This is a genomic window from Sorangium sp. So ce204 (assembly GCF_051526795.1).
GTDB classification, from domain to species: Bacteria; Myxococcota_A; Polyangia; order Polyangiales; family Polyangiaceae; genus Sorangium; species Sorangium cellulosum_B.
This window is the reverse complement of record NZ_CP150317.1, coordinates 9,226,462-9,246,002: the sequence shown is the minus strand read 5'-3', so window position 1 is coordinate 9,246,002 and position 19,541 is coordinate 9,226,462. Positions and strand designations below refer to the sequence as shown.

The 19,541-nt window shown below is 72.1% G+C and carries 13 protein-coding genes; 8 read left to right on the top strand and 5 right to left on the bottom strand.

Annotated features, from left to right (window positions below):
* The first annotated feature begins 73 nt into the window (after positions 1-73).
* The gene (locus tag WMF22_RS34580; protein ID WP_437294232.1) at positions 74-454 is read left to right on the top strand and encodes an STAS/SEC14 domain-containing protein; all 381 of its coding nucleotides are present in this window, start codon (positions 74-76) and stop codon (positions 452-454) included.
* 48 nt (positions 455-502) lie between these two features.
* Here the strand turns inward: WMF22_RS34580 and WMF22_RS34575 are convergent, their stop codons facing one another.
* Both WMF22_RS34575 and WMF22_RS34570 read right to left on the bottom strand, forming a co-directional pair.
* Positions 503-2,809 carry an Rv1355c family protein gene (locus WMF22_RS34575; RefSeq protein WP_438032554.1) on the bottom strand — a complete coding sequence of 769 codons (2,307 nt, stop codon included), beginning with the start codon at positions 2,807-2,809 and terminating at the stop codon, positions 503-505.
* 84 nt (positions 2,810-2,893) lie between these two features.
* Positions 2,894-3,322, bottom strand: a complete 429-nt coding sequence (locus tag WMF22_RS34570; protein ID WP_437294230.1) for a hypothetical protein — start codon at positions 3,320-3,322, stop codon at positions 2,894-2,896.
* A 653-nt stretch (positions 3,323-3,975) separates the two neighbouring features.
* On the opposite strand from WMF22_RS34570, the gene WMF22_RS34565 reads away from it, so the two are divergent.
* The 5 genes from WMF22_RS34565 to preA all read left to right on the top strand — a co-directional run bounded on the left by WMF22_RS34565 (position 3,976) and on the right by preA (position 10,625).
* Positions 3,976-5,424: a CoA-acylating methylmalonate-semialdehyde dehydrogenase gene (locus WMF22_RS34565; protein ID WP_437294229.1), complete on the top strand. Its 1,449-nt coding sequence runs from the start codon at positions 3,976-3,978 to the stop codon at positions 5,422-5,424.
* On the top strand, positions 5,424-6,296 hold the full coding sequence (locus WMF22_RS34560) for a nitrilase-related carbon-nitrogen hydrolase (RefSeq protein WP_012239016.1): 873 nt from the start codon (positions 5,424-5,426) through the stop codon (positions 6,294-6,296). The genes WMF22_RS34565 and WMF22_RS34560 overlap by 1 nt, the downstream gene beginning before the upstream one ends.
* Positions 6,297-6,372: 76 nt before the next feature.
* Positions 6,373-7,776, top strand: a complete 1,404-nt coding sequence (gene hydA, locus WMF22_RS34555; RefSeq protein WP_437294228.1) for a dihydropyrimidinase — start codon at positions 6,373-6,375, stop codon at positions 7,774-7,776.
* A gap of 47 nt (positions 7,777-7,823) precedes the next feature.
* Positions 7,824-9,233, top strand: coding sequence for an FAD-dependent oxidoreductase (locus tag WMF22_RS34550; protein ID WP_438032553.1), 1,410 nt, complete (start codon positions 7,824-7,826; stop codon positions 9,231-9,233).
* A 3-nt stretch (positions 9,234-9,236) separates the two neighbouring features.
* Positions 9,237-10,625, top strand: a complete 1,389-nt coding sequence (gene preA, locus WMF22_RS34545) for an NAD-dependent dihydropyrimidine dehydrogenase subunit PreA (protein ID WP_438032552.1) — start codon at positions 9,237-9,239, stop codon at positions 10,623-10,625.
* Positions 10,626-10,692: 67 nt separating this feature from the next.
* On the opposite strand, the gene WMF22_RS34540 is transcribed toward preA, so the two are convergent.
* On the bottom strand, positions 10,693-14,310 hold the full coding sequence (locus tag WMF22_RS34540; protein ID WP_438032551.1) for a DNRLRE domain-containing protein: 3,618 nt from the start codon (positions 14,308-14,310) through the stop codon (positions 10,693-10,695).
* A 391-nt stretch (positions 14,311-14,701) separates the two neighbouring features.
* On the opposite strand from WMF22_RS34540, the gene WMF22_RS34535 reads away from it, so the two are divergent.
* Positions 14,702-15,136 carry a hypothetical protein gene (locus tag WMF22_RS34535; RefSeq protein WP_437294225.1) on the top strand — a complete coding sequence of 145 codons (435 nt, stop codon included), beginning with the start codon at positions 14,702-14,704 and terminating at the stop codon, positions 15,134-15,136.
* A gap of 21 nt (positions 15,137-15,157) precedes the next feature.
* Here the strand turns inward: WMF22_RS34535 and WMF22_RS34530 are convergent, their stop codons facing one another.
* On the bottom strand, positions 15,158-16,381 hold the full coding sequence (locus WMF22_RS34530; protein WP_437294224.1) for a hydroxymethylglutaryl-CoA synthase family protein: 1,224 nt from the start codon (positions 16,379-16,381) through the stop codon (positions 15,158-15,160).
* A gap of 394 nt (positions 16,382-16,775) precedes the next feature.
* Here WMF22_RS34530 and WMF22_RS34525 point away from each other — a divergent pair, with 394 nt between their 5' ends.
* Entirely contained in the window at positions 16,776-18,077 is a 1,302-nt protein-coding gene (locus tag WMF22_RS34525; protein WP_438032550.1) for a hypothetical protein, read from the top strand.
* Between the two features lie 63 nt (positions 18,078-18,140).
* Here WMF22_RS34525 and WMF22_RS34520 read toward each other — a convergent pair whose 3' ends face one another.
* A complete protein-coding gene (locus tag WMF22_RS34520; protein ID WP_438032549.1) occupies positions 18,141-19,421 on the bottom strand; it encodes an SUMF1/EgtB/PvdO family nonheme iron enzyme in 1,281 nt (426 codons plus the stop codon).
* Positions 19,422-19,541: the final 120 nt, after the last annotated feature.

Sequence of the window (19,541 nt, the reverse complement as noted above, 5' to 3'; positions counted from 1 at the left end):
CCTGGATCAGCGGCGGCGCGACGCTATGGTCTCTCGGTCTCAGTCTCGCTCTCGGCTCTCCAGGTGAGGCGGCATGTACCAGCTCAAGATCGACCTCATCAACGCGCTCATCGAGGTCACGTTGCAAGGCGTCGTGCGCACCGAGGAGGCGCAGGCGTACGCCGCGGACTACAAGAAGGCCCTCGGCTCGCTCTATGGCCGGAGGATCCGCGTCCTCGTGGACTTCCGTGGCTTTTCCATCGCCTCCGAGGAGGCGACGGAGCTCCTCCGCGACATCGCGGCGACCTCGACCGCGATGGGGGTGATCAGGGCCGCCGAGCTCGTGCAAAGCGATCTCGCGGCGCTGCAGGCGAGCCGGATCGCCCGTGAGGCGGGGACCGCGCAGCTCGTGCGGGTCTTCAAGGACGAGGCAGCCGCGCGCAGCTGGCTCTTCGGCGATCGCCCGGCGCCGTGAGGGCCGGCGCTGCGCGGGCCGCCGCGGCGCGCCGCCCGCGCCGCCCGCTCAGCGCACGACGAGCACGTCGTCGATGGGGCGGCGGAGGGAGCGCGCCGACACGGGGCCCGCGAGCGACAGGCGGAAGAGCAGGACCTCCGCGGTCGCGTCGTCGACGTCGAACAGCCGGAGATAGCGCTCCCGGAGCCCGGTCGCGGCCTCCGCGGTCTCCGCGTCGAGCCCCTCGCCGCGGCCCCGGATCAGCCGCGCGAACAGGTAAGGCAACGTCGTCATCGGGTAGACCGCGATGCCCAGCTGCGTCGCGGTGAGCCACGCGCGCTCGACCGCCCTGCCGCCCTGGAAATAGTCGATGAGCCGGGCGCGCGGCAGGGTGATCAGCCCGACGGCCGCCGCGCAGCGGATCGCCTTCTGCGCCATCCTCTCGAGCCCCCGGCCGCCGCCCCAGCGCCGCACGAGCTCCAGGGCGCGGTAATCCCGGCAGATCTTGAACCCCGCGAGATCGGTCGGCGAGAGCTCGAGCGTGCCGACGAACAGCCCGTCCCGGCGCGCCTCGGCCTCCGCCTCGGTCCAGCGGACCTCCCGCATCATGTCGGCGTGGGTCTGCCTGGCGAGCATCCGGAGCCGATCGCCGGCGCCGATGAGGGCGCCGATCTCGTCGAGCTCCGCCGGCGCCTCGAGCAGCCCGAGGCGCGCCCCGGGGATGGACTCGACAGCGGCGCGGAGGGCGGCGCGGTGCTCCTCCGCGAGCGGCGCCCGCTGGCCGGGGCGCCGGTTCGTGTGCCGGAGCCCGATGGCGTCCGCGAGGCCATCCATGGCGTGCTCCTCGGCGCCGGGGGTCGGCGCGCCGAAGAACGCGAACGTGGCGACCAGGTCCTCGTCGCCCTCGCGCGGGAACGGCGAGACGCGCACGCCGAGCCCCTCGCGGTGCGCGGCGAGGACGACGTTCTCGGCGGCCGCGCCGAGCGCGACAACGCCGCCCGCGCCCTGGAAGTCGGCGAGCGACTCGGAGCGCGCGCGGTCGTGGAACAGCCCGAGGCGACGGCCCTCGTGGACCCAGAGCCAGGGCTGGCAGTTGCCGCCCGAGGGCGCCGCCACGCCCGCCGCGACGAGCCGCCGCAGCCGCGCCGGGTCGAGCGCGACGGCGCCGGCCTCGGCGGCCGGGAGCGGGCCCGCCGCCGCGGCGAGGGCAGGGCCCGGCGCGCGCGGCGCGCCCGCGGCGGCCGGCTCCCCCTCGGGGCCGCTGATGAGCTCCTCCAGGTCGACATAATACCGCCCTGACCGCACCGGCTCCCCGAGGGCGATCCGGCGCGCCGTGTCCGCGGCCGCCGCCCCGCCGTGGACGACCGCCGACCCGAGCTGAGGCCATGTGCTCACCGACTGCTGCACCTCGATGAGCGACGCGCGGAGCCGGAGCGAGATCGCGTCTTGCCCGATGATCTGCATGACATAAGGCACCTTGTCCTCGGTCGACAGGCCGCGGACGCGCTCGGGCGTGAGATCGCCGACGAGCCCGTGGAGGATCGGCCGATCGCCCTCCAGATCGAAGCGCTCGACGTCGATGAGCCCCCGGTCGCTCGTCTCCATCACGACCGGTATGCGGCGGGCGCGCGCGCTCGCCCGGAGCAGGAGCTTGATATCGAGGCTGTCGCACTCGTCCACGAGGACATCGAGCTTGCCCCCGTCGAGCAGGAAGCGCTCGATATTGTCCTCCGTGACCCCCTCGGGGAAGCACGTCACGTGGAGGAACGGATCGAGCTCGGCGATCTCGCGCGCCGTGGCGACGACCTTCGGCAGGTCGAGGTTGTGCGCGCCGGTCCGGATCCGGTTCAGGTTCGAGAGATCGAGGTGGTCGAAGTCCGCGAGGCGCAGCTCGCCGGCGCCCCGCTCGAGCGCGATGGTCATCGCCACGGACTGCCCCACCGAGAGGCCGACGACGCCGATGCGCCGGCGGGCGAGCGCCGCCTGCTCCTCGCCGCTGATCTTGTGCTTGTTCCGGTCGGTCCGCAGCTCGACGAACTCGGCCTCATCGAGCAGGTGCACGAGGCGGTGCGACCATGGATAGTAGACCCAGACTCCATAGGCCTCGACGGGGGCGCCGTTCAGGTGCTCTCCCACGAGCCGCGCGACGTCCCGCTCATCGAGGCGCTCCCGGGGGTGGCGGGTCTTCACGAGATCGGCGAGCTGCCGGTCGATCGTGTCGAAGATCTCGATCCGGGCGTCGTCGTGGAGCAGGCGGCCGAGCTCCTCCGCGTCGTCCTCGCGCGCCGGGCGGAAGAAGCGGGGCCGCCACGCGCCGTTCGTGGCCTCTCGCGCCGCTCGCGAGGAGATGAGCTGCTGCCAGCGGGTCGTGTTCATCGCGGTGGTCCGGTCCCCCTCCTGCCACCCTCCTACCACCCCCGCGCCCCAGGCGTCGCCGCGATCTCCCCGGCGGCCCGCGGGTCAGCGCGGCGCGCGGGACGGCCGGCCCTCGATCTCGAGTCTCATCTTCGTGACCTTGTGTTGCACCTCGGCGGCCTCAGGCCCGGTGATCTCCAGATAGCGCAGCGCGGCCACGACGTCGCTGCCCCGGAACGCCTTGACCCGCGGGTTGAACCAGCTGAGCGCAGTCCCGATCTGCCGGACGAGGAGCGCGTCCGTGCAGATCGCCACCGTGAGCGCGGTCTTGCTCACGTAGTCGTTGATGGATGCCCGCTGCTTCGCGTTGGGGCCCCCCCCGGCGGTCACCACGAGAGTCTTCGTGCAGGTGGGCGGGAGACTGCCCGCCGCCTGCATATACCCTTCCCATTCCTCGTCGCTCGGCGGTTCCCTGCCGTGGACGGCGATGAGCACGTGCTCCGTCGTGTCGAACAGCATGCTGGGTTTCGTCATCGTCTCACCGAGCGCGCACCGATCTTACGTCGATCTTACGTCTGCGCACCGCCGAGCCGCCAGCGCGCACAGCCACCCCCTGGGATAGTCGTGCGGCTGGCCACCGGGCAAGGATCCGCGAGGTCCATGGGGTGCACCTAGGACGGTTCGATCGACGGAGCAACGACCGCGCGCGACTTTCGATGCGGTGCTCCGGTGGACGGGCGACGGGCCGCGCCGCGCCGCGCTTCGGCGCGACTCCCTCGTGGCGCGGGCGGCGGCGAGGGAGTCGCGCCGGGCCGCCTCGACGTGGGGCATCGCGGCGGATGGAGTCGCTCGAGCGGCAGGGTCCTCTCGTGCGCGTCGCTCGCGTCGTTCGCGCGGCCCACCCAGGGCATACCCGAGTTATTTCCAAAGTATTTCATGACGTGCTGCTGGGCAGTTGCACGGTGGGCCGCCAGCTGCTCTGTGGTCTATACTACGGGATGTGCGCTGGGGATCTTCCGTAGGCCGGTGCGGTGTGCGCGCCGCGTCGCACCGAGGCTTGACGGATGGCCCCCACCGCATGTAGCGCTCGATCGGTGGGCTGTGATGCCCAGCAGCCAGGGGCGGCGCCCGGCCTGTTGGTCGGGGCTGCCGAGTGACGACCTCGCCGGGGGGAAAGGTTTTTCACGATGCGTGTGCTGGAAAACTTCGTCGGCGGAGCCTGGTCTCGAGCCTCGGGGGCGACGCGCCTCGAGGTGAAGAACCCGGCGACCGGGGAATCTCTTGCGGAGGTGCCCCTCTCGACGGCGTCCGACGTCGACGCGGCGGTGAAGGCCGCGCAGGCGGCGTTCCCCGGCTGGAGCGCGACGCCGCCGGTGCAGCGGGCGCGCTACCTCTTCAAGCTGCGCGAGATCTTCGACGCCCATCGCGACGAGATCGCGGCGATCTGCACCTCCGAGCACGGCAAGACGCTGACCGAGGCCCGGAACGATTTCGGCCGCGGCATCGAGAACGTCGAGCACGCGGCCGGCATCCCGGCCCTCCTGATGGGGCAGGCCCTCGAGGACGTCGCGTCCCGGATCGACTGCCACACGATCCGCCAGCCGCTCGGCGTCTTCGCCGCGATCACGCCGTTCAACTTCCCCCCGATGGTGCCGCTCTGGTTCCTGCCGTACGCGATCGCGACGGGGAACACGTTCGTGCTCAAGCCGTCGGAGCAGGTCCCGCTCTCGCAGCAGCGCATCTTCGAGCTGATCGAGCAGGCCGGGCTGCCGCCCGGCGTGGTGAACCTGGTCCACGGCGGCCGCGACGTCGTGAACGCCTTCTGCGCGCACAGGGACATCGCGGGCGTGTCGTTCGTCGGCTCGTCGGCTGTCGCGCGCCACGTGTACAAGAGCGCCGCGGAGGCGGGCAAGCGGGTCCAGGCGCTCGGCGGGGCGAAGAACTTCCTCGTCGTGATGCCGGACGCCGAGCGGCAGATGACGGTCGCCAACGTGGCCGAGTCCATCTACGGCTGCTCCGGCCAGCGATGCCTGGCCGGCAGCGTCGTCGTGTGCGTCGGCGACACCTACGAGGCCGTGCGCGACGGGCTCGTGCGCCACGCGAAGGGGATCGTGCTGGGCGACGGCTCGAAGCCGGGCGTGACCATGGGCCCGGTGATCTCGGCGGCGCACAGGGACCGGGTGCTCTCGTACATCAACCAGGGCGTGGCGGAGGGGGCGACGCTCCTGCTCGACGGCCGGGACGCGAGGGTCGAGGGGTATCCGGACGGCAACTGGGTGGGGCCCACGGTCTTCGACGACGTGCGGCCAGGGATGGTGATCGCGACCGAGGAGATCTTCGGGCCGGTCGCGTGCCTGATGCGCGCGAACGACCTCGACGAGGCGATCGCGATCGCGAACCGGAGCGAGTACGGCAATGCGGCGTCGATCTACACGTCGAGCGGCCGCGCGGCGCGCGAGTTCCAGCACCGCGTGGGTGCCGGGATGGTCGGCGTGAACATCGGCGTCGCGGCGCCGATGGCCTTCTTCCCCTTCGGCGGCCAGAAGGGCAGCTTCTTCGGCGATCTCAAGGCGCACGGCCCGACGGCCATCGACTTCTACACCGAGCGCAAGATCGTCATCACGAGGTGGTTCTGATGGCACGGAACGTACTTGGCGGGCTCATCCAGTGCTCCACCCCGATCGGCGATGACGGCGCCTCCGTCATGGCCATCCGGGACGCGATGTTCGAGAAGCACCTGTCGTTCATCGACGAGGCGGGGAAGAGGGGTGTGCAGATCCTCTGTTTGCAGGAGGTCTTCAATACACCTTACTTCTGTCCCTCGCAGGACGCGAAATGGTGCGACGTGGCCGAGCCCGTCCCCGGCCCGACGGTCGAGCGGCTCGCGGCGTACGCCAAGAAGTACAAGATGGTGATGATCATCCCGATCTACGAGCGGGAGATGGCGGGCGTCTACTACAACACGGCCGCCGTGGTCGACGCCGACGGCACGTACCTCGGCAAGTACCGGAAGACGCACATCCCGCACACGAACGGGTTCTGGGAGAAGTTCTTCTTCAAGCCGGGGAACCTCGGTTATCCCACGTTCCAGACGCGGTATGCGCGGATCGGCGTCTACATCTGCTATGATCGCCACTTCCCGGAGGGGGCGCGGCTGCTCGGCCTGAACGGCGCCGAGATCGTGTGGAACCCCTCGGCGACGGTCGCCGGGCTCTCCCAGTACCTCTGGAAGCTCGAGCAGCCCGCGCACGCCGTGGCCAACGGCTACTTCATCGCCGCCTCGAACCGCGTCGGCACCGAGGCGCCGTGGAACATCGGCAAGTTCTACGGGACGAGCTACTTCTGCGACCCGCGGGGCAGCTTCCTCGCGACGGGGAGCGAGGACAAGGACGAGCTCGTCGTCGCCGAGATGAACCTCGACCTGATCGAGGAGGTGCGGAGGACGTGGCAGTTCTACCGCGATCGCCGGCCCGAGACGTACGGCGAGCTCACGGAACAGCTGCCCTGAGGGCCCGGGGCGGCGGGAGGGCGGCGCCGCCTCCGGAGGGGACCCGCCGCCCGGCGCTCACCCGCGGAGGAGCAACATGGGCATCCTGATCAAAAACGGCGAGATCATCACAGCGAGCGACCGGTTCGTCGGCGACGTCTACTGCGAGGACGGGAAGATCGCCGCGGTCGGCGCGGGGCTGTCGAAGGAGCGCGCGGGGGACACGGTGATCGACGCCTCGGGGCAGCTCATCTTCCCCGGCGGGGTCGACGCCCACGTGCACATGGAGCTGCCGTTCATGGGGACGGAGAGCTCCGATGATTTCGAGACAGGCACGGCGGCGGGCGTCGCCGGGGGCACGACCTCGATCATCGATTTCGTGATCCCGGCCCGAGGGCAGGCGCTGCTCGACGGGCTCGCGATGTGGAACGAGAAGGCGAAGAAGGCGGTCTCCGATTACGCCTTCCACATGGCCGTCACCTGGTTCGGCGACGACACGCTCGAGGAGATGGCCGTCTGCACGCGCGAGCACGGCATCCCGTCGTTCAAGACCTTCATGGCCTACCGCGGGGCCATCGGCGTCGACGATCCGGAGCTCATCCAGGTGATGCAGGCCGCCAAGGGCCTCGGCGCGCTCGTGACCGTGCACGCCGAGCACGGCGACGCGGTCGTCGCACTCCAGAAGAAGCTCCTGAAGGAGGGCAAGACCCACCCGCGGTACCACGCGCAGAGCCGCCCCGCGCCGATCGAGGGCGAGGCGACGGGGCGCGCGATCATGCTCGCCCGGATGATCGGCGAGCCGATCTACATCGTCCACCTCACCTGCAAGGAGGCGCTCGCCGCGGTCACCGAGGCGCGGAGCCGGGGCCAGGTGGTCATGGCCGAGACGTGCCCGCAGTACCTCCTGCTCGACGACTCGGTGTACGAGAAGCCCGGCTTCGAGGGGGCGGCCTACGTGATGAGCCCGCCGATCCGGCCGAAGGGCCACCAGGACGCGCTGTGGGCCGCGCTCTCGTCGGGGCTCATCCAGACGGTGGCGACCGACCACTGTCCCTTCAACCAGGTCGGCCAGAAGGACATGGGCAAGGACGATTTCTCGCGGATCCCGAACGGCGCCGCCGGCATCGAGAACCGTCTCGCCCTGCTCTGGACCTACGGGGTGCTCGCGGGGCGGATCGACGTCCACCGCTTCGTCGATCTCTTCTCGACGCAGCCGGCCAAGATCTTCGGGCTGTACCCGCGCAAAGGCTCGATCGTGCCGGGCGGCGACGCGGATCTCGTGGTCTTCGATCCGAAGGGGACGAGCACGATCTCCGCGAAGACCCACCATCACCGGTGCGATCGGAGCATCTTCGAGGGCTTCGAGGTGAAGGGGAAGCCGACGCACGTCATCGTCAACGGCCGGGTCCAGTGCGTGGACGGCAAGCTCGACGTGGAGCGGGGCGCCGGGCGCTACCTCCCGCGCCGGCTCGGCCCGACCCAGGGAGCCCAGGCCTTCTAGTCACCACCCACCACGCACCATTCGAGAGGAGCCGCGCGAGCGCCAGCATGACCCGAGCCCCGATACGCCTCTCAGCCCTCCCGTCCGGCCGGATCGAAGAGCGATTCGAGGACAAGAGCCCGCGCTACAACGACGCCGAGGCGATCGCCGAGGCGAACCGGTGTCTCTATTGCGTCGACGCGCCCTGCGTCAAGGCGTGCCCGACGGCGATCGATATCCCGACGTTCATCCGGAAGATCGCGGCCGGTCAGGTGAAGGGCGCGGCCCGCACCATCCTCACGGCCAACCTGCTCGGCCAGTCGTGCGGGCAGGCCTGCCCCGTCGAGGTGCTCTGCGCGGGCGACTGCGTCTACAACGGGTGGGGGCGCGAGCCGATCGCGATCGGCCGCCTCCAGCGCTACGCTGTCGAGTCGGCCCTCGCGCGCGATCCGCGGATCTTCCGGGCGAAGCCGCCCACCGGCAAGAGCGTCGCGCTCGTGGGCGCGGGGCCCGCGTCGATCGCCGCGGCGGGCTACCTCGCCCTCGAGGGGCACCGCGCCGTGATCTTCGAGCGGAAGGCCATCCCCGGCGGCCTGAACACGCTCGGGATCGCGCCCTACAAGATGAAGGGGCACGAGGCGCTCCACGAGCTCGAGTGGGTCCTGTCGCTCGGGGACATCGAGCTCCGCGCCGGCGTCTCGGTCGTCGCGCAGGCGGCCGGGCCGGGGGAGGTCTCCGCGCGCGACCTGGTCGCGGAGTACGACGCGGTGTTCCTGGGGCTCGGCCTGGGCGCCGACGCGCGCCTCGGCCTCCGCGGGGAGGACGGCGACGGCGTTGTGGGCGCGACAGCGTTCATCGAGCGGCTCAAGGCCGACCCGGGCCTCGACCTCGCGGGCGTGCGGCGCGCGGTCGTCATCGGCGGCGGCAACACGGCGCTCGACGTCGCCCACGAGCTCTCGCTGCTCGGGGTCGACGTGGCCGTCGTGTACCGCCGCTCCGAGGCCGAGATGTCGGGCTACGCGCACGAGCTCGAGGGCGCGCGGGTCGCCGGCGCGCGCCTCGTCGAGAACCGGGTGCCGGTCGAGGTGGTGCGCGAGGCCGGCAAGGTCGTCGCGCTGCGGATCGCGCCCGCCGACGCGCCCGCCGACGCCGGCGCGCGGGGCCCCGCGCCGGGGCCGGCCGGAGAGGAGCTCCTGCCCGCCGACCTCGTCGCTGTCGCGATCGGGCAGAGCCGGGCGACGCAGGTGGCGCTCGCGTTCGAGGGGGTGGTGCTCGACGCGAGGGGGCGCGTGGTGGTCGACCCGGCGACGCACCGCACGGGCAACCCGAAGGTGTACAGCGGCGGCGACTGCGTGAACGGCGGCAAGGAGGTCGTCAACGCGGTCGCCGAGGCGAAGATCGCCGCGCGCGCGATGCACGAAGCGATGACGACGCGGGCGGGCGGCGCGGCGCCCGTGCCCTCACCGCAAGGGAGCTGAGCGATGGCCGACCTCTCTATCGACTTCGCCGGGATCAAGAGCCCGAACCCGTTCTGGCTCGCCTCGGCGCCGCCGACCAACACCGGAGATCAGGTCCGGCGCGCCTTCGACGCCGGCTGGGGCGGCGCCGTCTGGAAGACGCTCGGGAACCCGATCGTCAACGTGTCGAGCCGGTTCGGCGGCATCGACTACGGCAACACGCGGCTCATGGGGCTCAACAACGTCGAGCTCATCACCGATCGCCCGCTCGACGTGAACCTCAAGGAGATGCGCGAGATCAAGCGGCGTTACCCGGGCCACGCGCTCATCGCCTCGCTGATGGTCGAGACGAAGGACGAGTGGCGCGAGATCATCCGCAAGGCCGAGGACACGGGCGCCGACGGGCTCGAGCTCAACTTCGGCTGTCCGCACGGGATGTGCGAGCGCGGCATGGGCTCGGCCGTCGGCAACGAGCCGGCGGTCCTCCAGGAGATCGCGCGCTGGGCCGTCGAGTTCGCGACGACGCCGGTCATCGTGAAGCTCACGCCCAACGTCGGCGACATCCTGGAGCCGGGCGAGGCCGTGCTCCGCTCCGGGGCGCACGGCATCTCGCTGATCAACACGGTCAAGTCGCTCATGGGCGTCGATCTGGAGCGGATGGTCCCGCTCCCGCGGGTCGGCGGCGCGTCGACGAACGGCGGTTATTGCGGGCCCGCGGTCAAGCCGATCGCGCTCCACCTGCTGAGCCAGCTGGCGCGCCACCCCGGCGTCGGCCGGCTGCCCATCTCCGGCATCGGCGGCATCTCGAACTCCCGCGACGCCGCCGAGTTCATCGCGCTCGGCGCGACGAGCGTCCAGGTCTGCACCGCGGTGATGCATTACGGCTACCGCATCGTCGAGGAGATGATCGAGGGGCTCGGCGACTGGCTCGACGACCACGGGATGCGCTCGGTGAACGAGCTGCGCGGCAGGGCGATCCCGCAGGTCCAGGAGTGGGGCGAGCTCGACCTCTCGTACCGCGTCGTCGCGGACATCAGCGCCGACAAGTGCATCGGGTGCCAGCTCTGTTACGTCGCCTGCATGGACGGGGCGCACCAGTGCATCCACCTGCCGGGGAGGACGGAGGCGGAGGCGCGCGCGGCGGGCCACACCCACCTCCCGAAGGTCCTCCCGGATCGCGCGGTGACGGCGGATCCGAGCGGGGACGCGGCGCCGTCGCGGGTCCCGTTCGTCGACGAGGAGGAGTGCATCGGCTGCAATCTGTGTGCGCTCGTGTGCCCGGTGCCGGGGTGCATCACGATGAGGGAGGTGCCTTCAGGCAAGCCCCCCGAGACGTGGAACGACCGTGTCCAGAAGGGGACGGACTTCGTGCCCGGCGGGCTGGAGTCGACCGCGCGCGCGCGGAGCTCGTGATCCCGGGCTCCTGGCCAGGCGGCCAGGAGCCCGCGACGACGGCGAGCGCGCCGGGGCGCTGCCCGGGCTACGGGGCGAGCTTCACGACGATCGCGTCCTCGTGGTCGTACGTGCCCACGCCGATCACGTTGCCGGCGCTGTCCACCGCCAGATCGAAGATCTGGCCGCGGTCCGCGCTGCCCATCGGGTCGACCGACCACAGCACGGCGCCCGACGGCGAGAGCTTCGCGATCGCGCCGCGGGGGTTGACGAACACGTTGCCGGCGCTGTCCACGGCGACGGAGCTGATGTCCCAGGTGCTCGAGAGCGTGCCGAGGCCGCTCGTATCGACGCTCCACAGGGGAGCGCCCGAGCCGGTGAACCTGGTCACGGTCGTTCCCAGGGCGACGACCAGGTCCCCGGACCAGGTCGCGGCGACCTCGCCGTCGCCCGGCGCCCCGGAGACAACCTGGCTGAAGACGTGATTTCCGGCCGCATCGAACTTCGCCAGGTACGTGCCCTGCGCCGCGGGCGAGCTCGCCAGCAGTCCGCCGCCGAGGTCGAGCAAGCCGTTGAAGCTGCCGAGGACGATGACGTTGCCCGCGCCGTCGAGGGCGACGCTCGTCGGGGCGCTGTCGTACGGGTTCGCCGCGAAGGTCCTGGTCCAGATCGGCGCGCCCGCCGCGCCGAGCTTCGCGACAAGGAGCTCGCTGCCCGGCGCGCCACCGAGGGGGCCGGTGCCGAGATCGACCGGGTCCCAGAGGACGCTGGCGAGCGCGGCGTCCGAGCCGGCCTGGGCGACCTCGACCTGGTAAAGGCCCTCGACCTCCGCGACGAGCTCGCCCCACGCGCTGTACCGCTGCAGGCCGGAGTCCGAGCCCACGAGCAGCTCGCCGGCCCCCGACGCGGCGACGCTCAGGACGGTGTTGCCGAGGAGCGGGCGCCTGTTCCACTGCCCGTACCCCGCGGGGTCGAGCTTCACCAGGAACTGGGTGTTCCACAGCTCCATGGGGGCCGGCGCGCCGTTCTCGGCGAAGTCGACCGGGCCATAGGCGTAGCCGCCGAAGATCACGTTGTCCGCGCCGTCGACCGCGACGGCGCGCGCGCGCATCGACTCGTACCAGCCGTTGATGAAGCGCCTGCTCCAGAGGACACTGCCGGGGGCGCACGGCGCGCAGCTCGGGCCCCCGCAGTCCACGCCGGACTCGGCGCCGCTCTGGATCCCGTCCTCGCAGGTGTCGTGGTAGCAGATCGTGAGCGCCGGCCGCTCCGCGCTGCTCCCGCTCTCGCTGCTGCGCAGCGAGCTGCGGGTCACCGCGTCCTCCTCGATCAGCACGCCGTCGTTGGCGAGCTCGCCGCTCACCCAGGCCTGCGCGAGCGCGGTCACGTCGACGTTCCGGAAGCCGGTGGTGCCGCCGGGCCCGCCGGTGACGAAGGAGGCCGCGATCGCCGGATCGAACTGGCCGCCGCCGCCGAAGTTGCCCCACGTGACGCCCGACTCCGTCCACGCGGCGGTGGCCCGGTGGACGCGCACGGTGCTGCTCTCGATCTTGTACGTCTGGTACAGCGACAGCGTCGCCGAGGCGATCTCGGCGCTCGCCGGGACGCTGGCGAGGTTGAACCGGAGGAGGCTCCGCCGGACGCCGCCCGTGCCGGTGCCCGTCGAGAGCGCGGTGCTGGCGCCGTCGTTCCACGTGGGCGATGCCTGCCAGAGCGTCGCGTCGGCCACGTCGCCGCCGAGGCCGCGCCGGAAGGTCACGCACCGCGGGTCGCACGCGTCGCCCTGCCCGTCGGCGTCGCTGTCCACCTGCGACGGGTTCGCGGCGTCAGGGCAGTTGTCGTCCGCGTCGATCACGCCGTCGGCGTCGCCGTCCTGCGCGAGCTCGAACGCGTACGCGGGAGAGCCAACGATGACCGAGCTCCCCGACATCGCGACGGTCTTGCCGAACCCGCCGCCGGTCGGTCCGCTGCCGGCGAGCTTGGCCTCGGCGCCCTCGACCCACTCGCCCCCCGTCGGCACGAACACGTACGCCGCGCCCGCGTCCGGTTGATCGAAGCGATCGGCCAGGAGCGCGCCGACGACCGCCGCGCCGCCGGAGACCGCGACGGCGCCTCCCAGGCCGTCCCCGGTCCTGCCGTCGCCCGCGATCAACCTGGCCTCCCGGATCCAGCCGCTCGCGCCGCGGTCGAACGCGTAGGCCATTCCCCGCCCGAGGCGGTACCACGGCATCGGCGGGCTGTCGGTGCCCGGCGCGCCCACGACGATGCGCCCGCCCGAGATCGCGACCGAGCTGCCGAAGCGATCGTACGTCTCCGGCGGGTGCGCCGCGAGCCTGTGCGCGTCGCCCCAGTCGCTCGCCTCGAAGACGTACGCGGCGCCCACGCCGTCGTCCTCCATCCACCACCTGTCCCCCGGCGAGCCCACGACCACCGTGCCGCCCTCGATCGCGACGGGCGGCGCGCTCCAGGCGTTGGCGCCGGCCGGGGCGACGAGCTCGACCTCCTCGCTCCAGGCGCCGCCGCTGCGGGAGAACACGTAGGCCGACGTCTCGGCGGAGAGGACGGCCCGGTCCCCGTCGACCGCCACCGCCCCGCCCGCGGGGTTCGACGGCCCTCCGCTCGCGACGAGCTTGGCCTGCTCGGACCACACGCCCCCGCTCCGCACGAACACGTAGGCGGCGCCCGCGCCCCCGGTGCCCCAGGGCGCCCCGACCACGGCGGTGTCCGCCGAGATCGCGACCGAGGCGCCGAAGCCGTCGCCCGCGGCCCCGTCGGCCGGGACGAGCCTGGCTTGTTGCGTCCAGGCGCCGCCGCTCTTCACGAACACGTACGCCGCGCTCCCGGGCGCCCCGACGATCGCGGTGTCGCCCGACATGGCGATCGCGTCGCCGTCCAGGTGGATCGGGGTCGAGCCGTCGACCGCGATGAGCGCCGTCCGCTCCGAGGCGGCGAGCGGATCCACCGTCACCGGGTACGCGGCCCCGGCGGTGTCCACGCGCAGCGACAGCGTGCGCTCGCCCGGGCCGAGCTCCATCCACGCGGGCAGCGTCCGCCCCGCGGCGTCGGTGGCGTGGAGATCCGTGTACCGCATCGCCACCGCGCCGGACGCCTCGCGCAGCGCGACCCCGTCGCCGCCGGCGAGCGGCGTCGCGCGGAGATCGCCGCCCAGGGCGAGCTCGATGACGAGGTCCTGGTCCCCGGGGGCGAGGCAGGGCGGCGCCCCGGGCACCGTGAAGCCCTGCTCCAGCCCGAGCGGACCGTTCACGTACCACTCCACGAGCCCCTCGCCCGGCGACGCGCCCTGCCGGCGGAGCTCCACGCGGTTCTCCGTGGCGGTCGGGGCCGCGCGCGGCACCTCGCGCAGATCGCCCGCGCAGCCGTACCGGGCGGCGGCCATCGAGAAGCTCCACCGCGCCTCGCCCTCCGGGGCGATCCGCACGCCCGACGCGCTGAAATCGGCCGCGAGCCGGTGCGCCGGGTTCGGCGCGCGCAGGCTCGCCTCGTTCCCGCCCGGGGGCGCCTCGAGCACCCGGTAGCCCTCGGGCGCCGACGCCTGCACGGCCGCGATGTACGCCGCCCGCAGGCGCGCGGGGCCCGGCGCCGTGTCGGTCGCCGCGGGCGCCGCCGCCGCGCCGTCCACGGGCGGCGCGGGGTCTCGCGGCGCCTCGGTGGAGGCGCAGCCCCCCACCATGGCGGCTGCGGCCATCACCTGTCCCATCCTCCCCATTCGACCTCGCATAGGCTGGATCTCCCTCTGGCTGGCTCTCCTCCGCGCGGGCGCGCCGGGCGCCGGAGCGCTCCGCGCCGGAGGGCAGCGAGCTCGCGGCGCCTCATCGCAAGGTCCGCGCCCTCGCCGCGGACGGGGGCCGCGCCCTCGCGATGGAGGAGGGGCGCAGCCGTCGCCGCGCGGCCGGCGTTTGCGAGCGACGCGCGGGCGCGTCCGATTTCGTGACACGCGCGGCGCGGTGACCGGAACAAACAACACGGAGGGCAAGAGCCCTCGCTGGAGGAACATGGTCCCGAAAGACGCAGCGACGATCACCCCGCGGAATCGCGGTCTCACGCCGAACGCCCAGGCGAAGCAGGGGCGGGCGGGCATGTCCGATCACGATGAGCGGGCCGAGCTGCTCGCCGAACACCGCCCGGAGCTCGCGCGCCTGCTGCAGAGCCTCCCGGCCCGCGGCAGCGCCTCCGCGCCGCTGACGGGTTATCTCCTCTCCTTGCGAGAACCGACGGGTTACCTCATCGCGATCGGCCTGCAGCAGCGCGACCCGGCTCTCGAACCGGAGCGCATGCTCCGCGCCGCCCTGGCCGCGGGCGAGCGCGCGCCGATGCTGGTCGGCGTGATGGCGCGCTCGGCGATGGCCGAGAGCATCGCGCCGCTCGCGCCGGTCACGCGCGCGGTCGCCGCGCGCCTGAAGCGACCGGTCCCCTCCGGCACGCTGCGGGTCGTCGTCGCCGCGGCCGGCGGGGCGGAGCTCTTCACCGTGAAGCTCTCGGAGCTCACGTCCCCCTCGTCCAGCTCCGGCTGAGCGAGCTGCCCGCTCCGGCGCTCACTCGTTCGCGTAGACGCGCCGCTCGCTCGAGTCGAGCCCCAGGTACACCACCCGGCCGTCGAGGCTCGCGCCCCCGCGCTCGGCGCCCTCGGGCGCCGGCCGGCGGTCGGCGGCCTCGTCGCCTTGGCGCAGCGCCTCGTACTCCGCGACGGAGGCGCGACGGCACCCGTCGAGCGGGGCGTCGATCTCGAGGGCGCCCACGAGCGCCCCGGCCTCCGGCCCGATCCTGCCCGCGAAGAACTCGGCGCAGCAGCCCGAGCCGTAGCTGAACAGCCCGACGCGCTGCCCCTCGAGCGCGCGGGCCTCCGCGTTGAGCAGGGACGCGAGCGCCAGGTAGAGCGAGCCCGTGTAGATGTTGCCGATGCGCGACGGCAGGTCGAGCGACGGCTCCACCTCGACGGCGAAGCTCTCGTCGGCGGCCTGCTCGGTCAGGCCGTCCATCGCCAGCCGGTGGCGGTGGGCCTTGCGGGCCATCTTGCCGTAGGGGACGTGATAGCAGGTGCGCGCGAGGGGATCGCCGTCGCCCGCCACGCGGCGCCAGTCGCCGTAGGCCCCGGCGAGGGCGTCGAGGTAGCACTGCACCGAGTAGTGGCCGTCGACGAGCGCCTCCTTGTGGTGGAGCGGCCGCCAGAAATCGTAGACGTCGCGCGCGTACGTGCCGGTCTGGCCGACCTCGATCTCGAGGAGGCGCGGGCGCTCGCGCACGAGCAGCGCCACGGCGCCGGCGCCCTGGGTGGGCTCGCCCGCGGAGCCGAGCGCGTAGCGCGCCACGTCCGAGCACACGACGAGCGCGGCGCGGCCGCGGGCCGAGCCCGAGGCGATCCAGTCCACCGCGTTGAGGAGGCCCGCGGTGCCCCCGAAGCAGGCGTGCTTGGCCTCGAAGACCCGGCACGCGCTCGGCAGCCCGAGCAGGCCGTGGAGGAAGGAGGCCGCCGGCTTCGCGTGGTCCACGGCCGTCTCGGTGCCCACGACGCAGAGCCCGATGTCCGCGGGGCTCGCGCCCGATCGCTGGAACAGCCGGCGGGCCGCGTTGGCGCCGAGGGTGATCGGATCCTCGTCGGGCGCGGCGATCGCCATCCGGCGGGTCCCCAGCCCGGTCAGGTACTTGGAGGGCGCGATGCCCCGCGCCTCGGCGAGCTCGGTGAGCTCGACGAAGCGGCGGGGGACGGCGAGCGCGATCGCATCGATGCCGATGCGAGGAAAGTCATGACGTAGGCTCATACCTGCATCCTAGGGGCGCATTGTGCAGAGACCATCCAGCCCACGCGGAGCGTCCGAGGAGCCGAGGCGCCCGACGCGCCGCGGCGCCGCGTTCCAGCTGGCGCCCTCGCTTCGCGCTACGGGTGGCGCGTGGCGCGTGGCCACGTGGCCGTGCCCGCGCCTCCATCCGCCGCGCCTCGCCGTGCGCACCACGTGGAATGACAAAGACGCTTCCATGACACATGTCATGGGACAGCCTCCGAGAAAAATCGCGGTCAGGTCAAAATCGTCACCACATCTCGTTGCAATTGTGCAATCTGAAATAGCGCGTTCATGCGCCCTAGCGGTCGAGGTTCATGTGAAGCTCTCCCGGTCTACCATGGTGGTTCCGCTTCTTGGGTTGGGTGTTCTGGTGATGACCGGCGCCGCAGGGTGCTCCTGCAGCACCGGGGGGGAGGGCGACGCGGGCGCGACGGCTGGAGCGAACGTCGGTGGAGCCGGCGGCGGGGGCGGCGAGGGCGGCGCGGGCGGGAGCGGGGGCGGGGGCGGCGAGGGCGGTGACGACGGGGGGATGATCGGCAACGGCTCCAGCGGCTCCAACACGGGTGGCAGCGGCCCGGTGACGCCCGATACGGCCTGTGTCGCCACGGTCGCCGAGGCCACGCTCACGAAGCGGCCGGTCGACATCGTGTTCGTCATCGACAACTCGCCCAGCATGGCGAACGAGATCATCAGCGTACAGAACAACATCAATGAGAGCTTCGCCTCGATCATCGGCGAGAGCGGCATCGATTACCGCGTCATCATGATCTCCGCGCACGGCACGGCGGAGGAAGACGACTCGATCTGCGTCGGCGCCCCGCTCAGCACCGAGAGCTGCTCCCCCGTCCCCGAGGCGCCGGGGAACAACCCGCCCGTCTTCTACCATTACAGCCACGAGATCAGGAGCAACGACGCGCTCTGCGTGCTCCTCGGGAGCTACAACGGCGGCCTGCCCGACGAGCACGGCGTGGCGCCGTCCGGGTGGTCGGAGTGGGTGCGCGAGGACTCGTTCAAGGTGATCACCGTGATCACCGACGACCACGTGGGCTGCCAGTCGACGCACCTCGAGCGCAACATCTATATCGACGACACGCGGCAGCCCTGGGAGGAGGTCGCCACGGACTTCGAGGAGCTGCTGTTCGGCCTGGATCCGGCGGTCTTCGGCGACGCGACCGCGCCCAACTACGTCTTTCACAGCATCGTCGGGCTCCACGAGAACACGGTTCCCACGGACGCCTACGCGCCCGACGCGGACGTGGTCGAGGAGACGTGCGGCACCGCCGTGGAGCCGGGCACGGGCTACCAGACGCTCAGCAAGAGGACGGGCGGACTCAGGTTCCCGCTCTGCCAGACGGAGTCTTATGACGTTGTGTTCCAGGCGATCGCGGAGGGCGTCATCACGGGCGCGGTGGTCGCGTGCGAGTTCGCGGTGCCGGACTCGCCGCCTGGGGAGATCATCGACCTCTCGACCGTGGTCGTCCAGTACACGCCCGGCGACGGGAGCGAGCCGCAATCGTTCGCCCAGGTGGCGAGCGCGGCGGCGTGCGCCCCGGGCTCCTTCTACATCGAGAACGACATGATCACGCTCTGCCCCGACGCGTGCCGGCTGGTCCAGGACGACGCCATGGCGGCGGTCGACGTCCTCTACGGCTGCGATCCCGAACCGACGCAGTGAGCTCGTCGGCCGGGCGGCGGCGCCGGTGAGCGCCGCCGCCTGGCGCGTACCCGGCGCGAACGCTCAGAGACAGCAGCGGAAGCCGATGTCCGCAGACGGGGTGAGGCGATCCTGGTCCAGGAGCGCATCGCACCTGGCCGCCTTCAGCGTGTCGTGCGCGATGTCATCGTCGTCCTGCTGCGAGGCCCGCGAGCCGCCGCGGACGAGGCAGTTGCCCTGCGCGTCGCAGGAGTTCTCCCACTCCGCCACGTTGCCGCTCATATGAAAGAGGCCCGTGATTCCGCCTTCGCAAGCCGAGATCGGCGGGATCGGGCTCGGGGGCACGGGCTTCCTGGCGAACTCGCCGCTCGGGTCCTCCACCTTGCAGGTCGCCTTGCTATAGAGATCGCTGTACGGGTATTCGTTCACGCCCTGGCCGGAGCACGCGTTGAACCACTCGCTCCGCGTCGGGCTCGCGAAGTCGGCTGGCGAGCTCGCGCCTCCGCCGATCCTGCCGCAGAGGTGTTTGCCCATGTAGGAGCAGTACGCGTAGGCATCGCACCAGTCGACGTAGGTGACGGGCACTCGCCCCTCCGTGTAAGGCCACCCGCCCGAGGGACGGTAGATGTTCCCCGCGCACTCCGCCGGCATGCCGGCGAGCACCGGGTTCGCCTGGAGGAAGAGATCGTACTCCTGCTTCGTCACCTCGTATTGATCGATGCAGTAGCTCCCGCCGCCGCTCACGGGCGAGATCACCATCCACGCCGGGCACGCGCAGACGCGGTTCGTGGCGTTGCAGATCGACGTCGCGCAGTCGGCGTTGCCGCTGCAACGCTGCCCCGCCGGGCACCGGGTGCTGCACCCCTCCGTGCCGCCGCAGTCGATGTCGGTCTCCTTGCCGTTCTTCACGCCGTCGCTGCAGGTCGCGGCCTGGCAGACCTGCTCGTGGCAGACGAGCTCGATACAGTCGGTCGATTTGGAGCACGCGTCGCCGGGCGGGCAGCCGGGGCAGATCCCGCCGCAATCGACGTCGGTCTCCTGGCCGTTCTTCACACTGTCGCTGCAGGTCGGCTCCAGACACTGGCCGTTCACGCAGCTCGACGACTCGCAATCCGAGCCCGCCGCGCAGCCCTTGCTGGTCTTGCACGGCGGACACGCCGGGTTGTCGTCGCGCGGCGCGGCGCCGCCGCCGCAGTCGGTGTCCGTCTCGTCGCCGTCCTTCACGCCGTTGTCGCACCGCGCCGCCACGCACGCGCGCCCGGCGCCGGCGCTGCCCCCGGCGCCCTCCTCGCACCGCCCTGAGAAGCAGTCCGCGGCCTCCGCGCACGCCTGATCGACCCGGCACGGCGCCCTGTGTTCGAACACGAGGTCAGAGATAGAGGCTCAGCTTACTTGCGACGTCTCCTGTCCCGGGTGACAAAAAGATGCTCCCGCCCGACGGCCGGAATCACCGCCATGTGGGCTCCGCCGGACGCCGTGATCGCC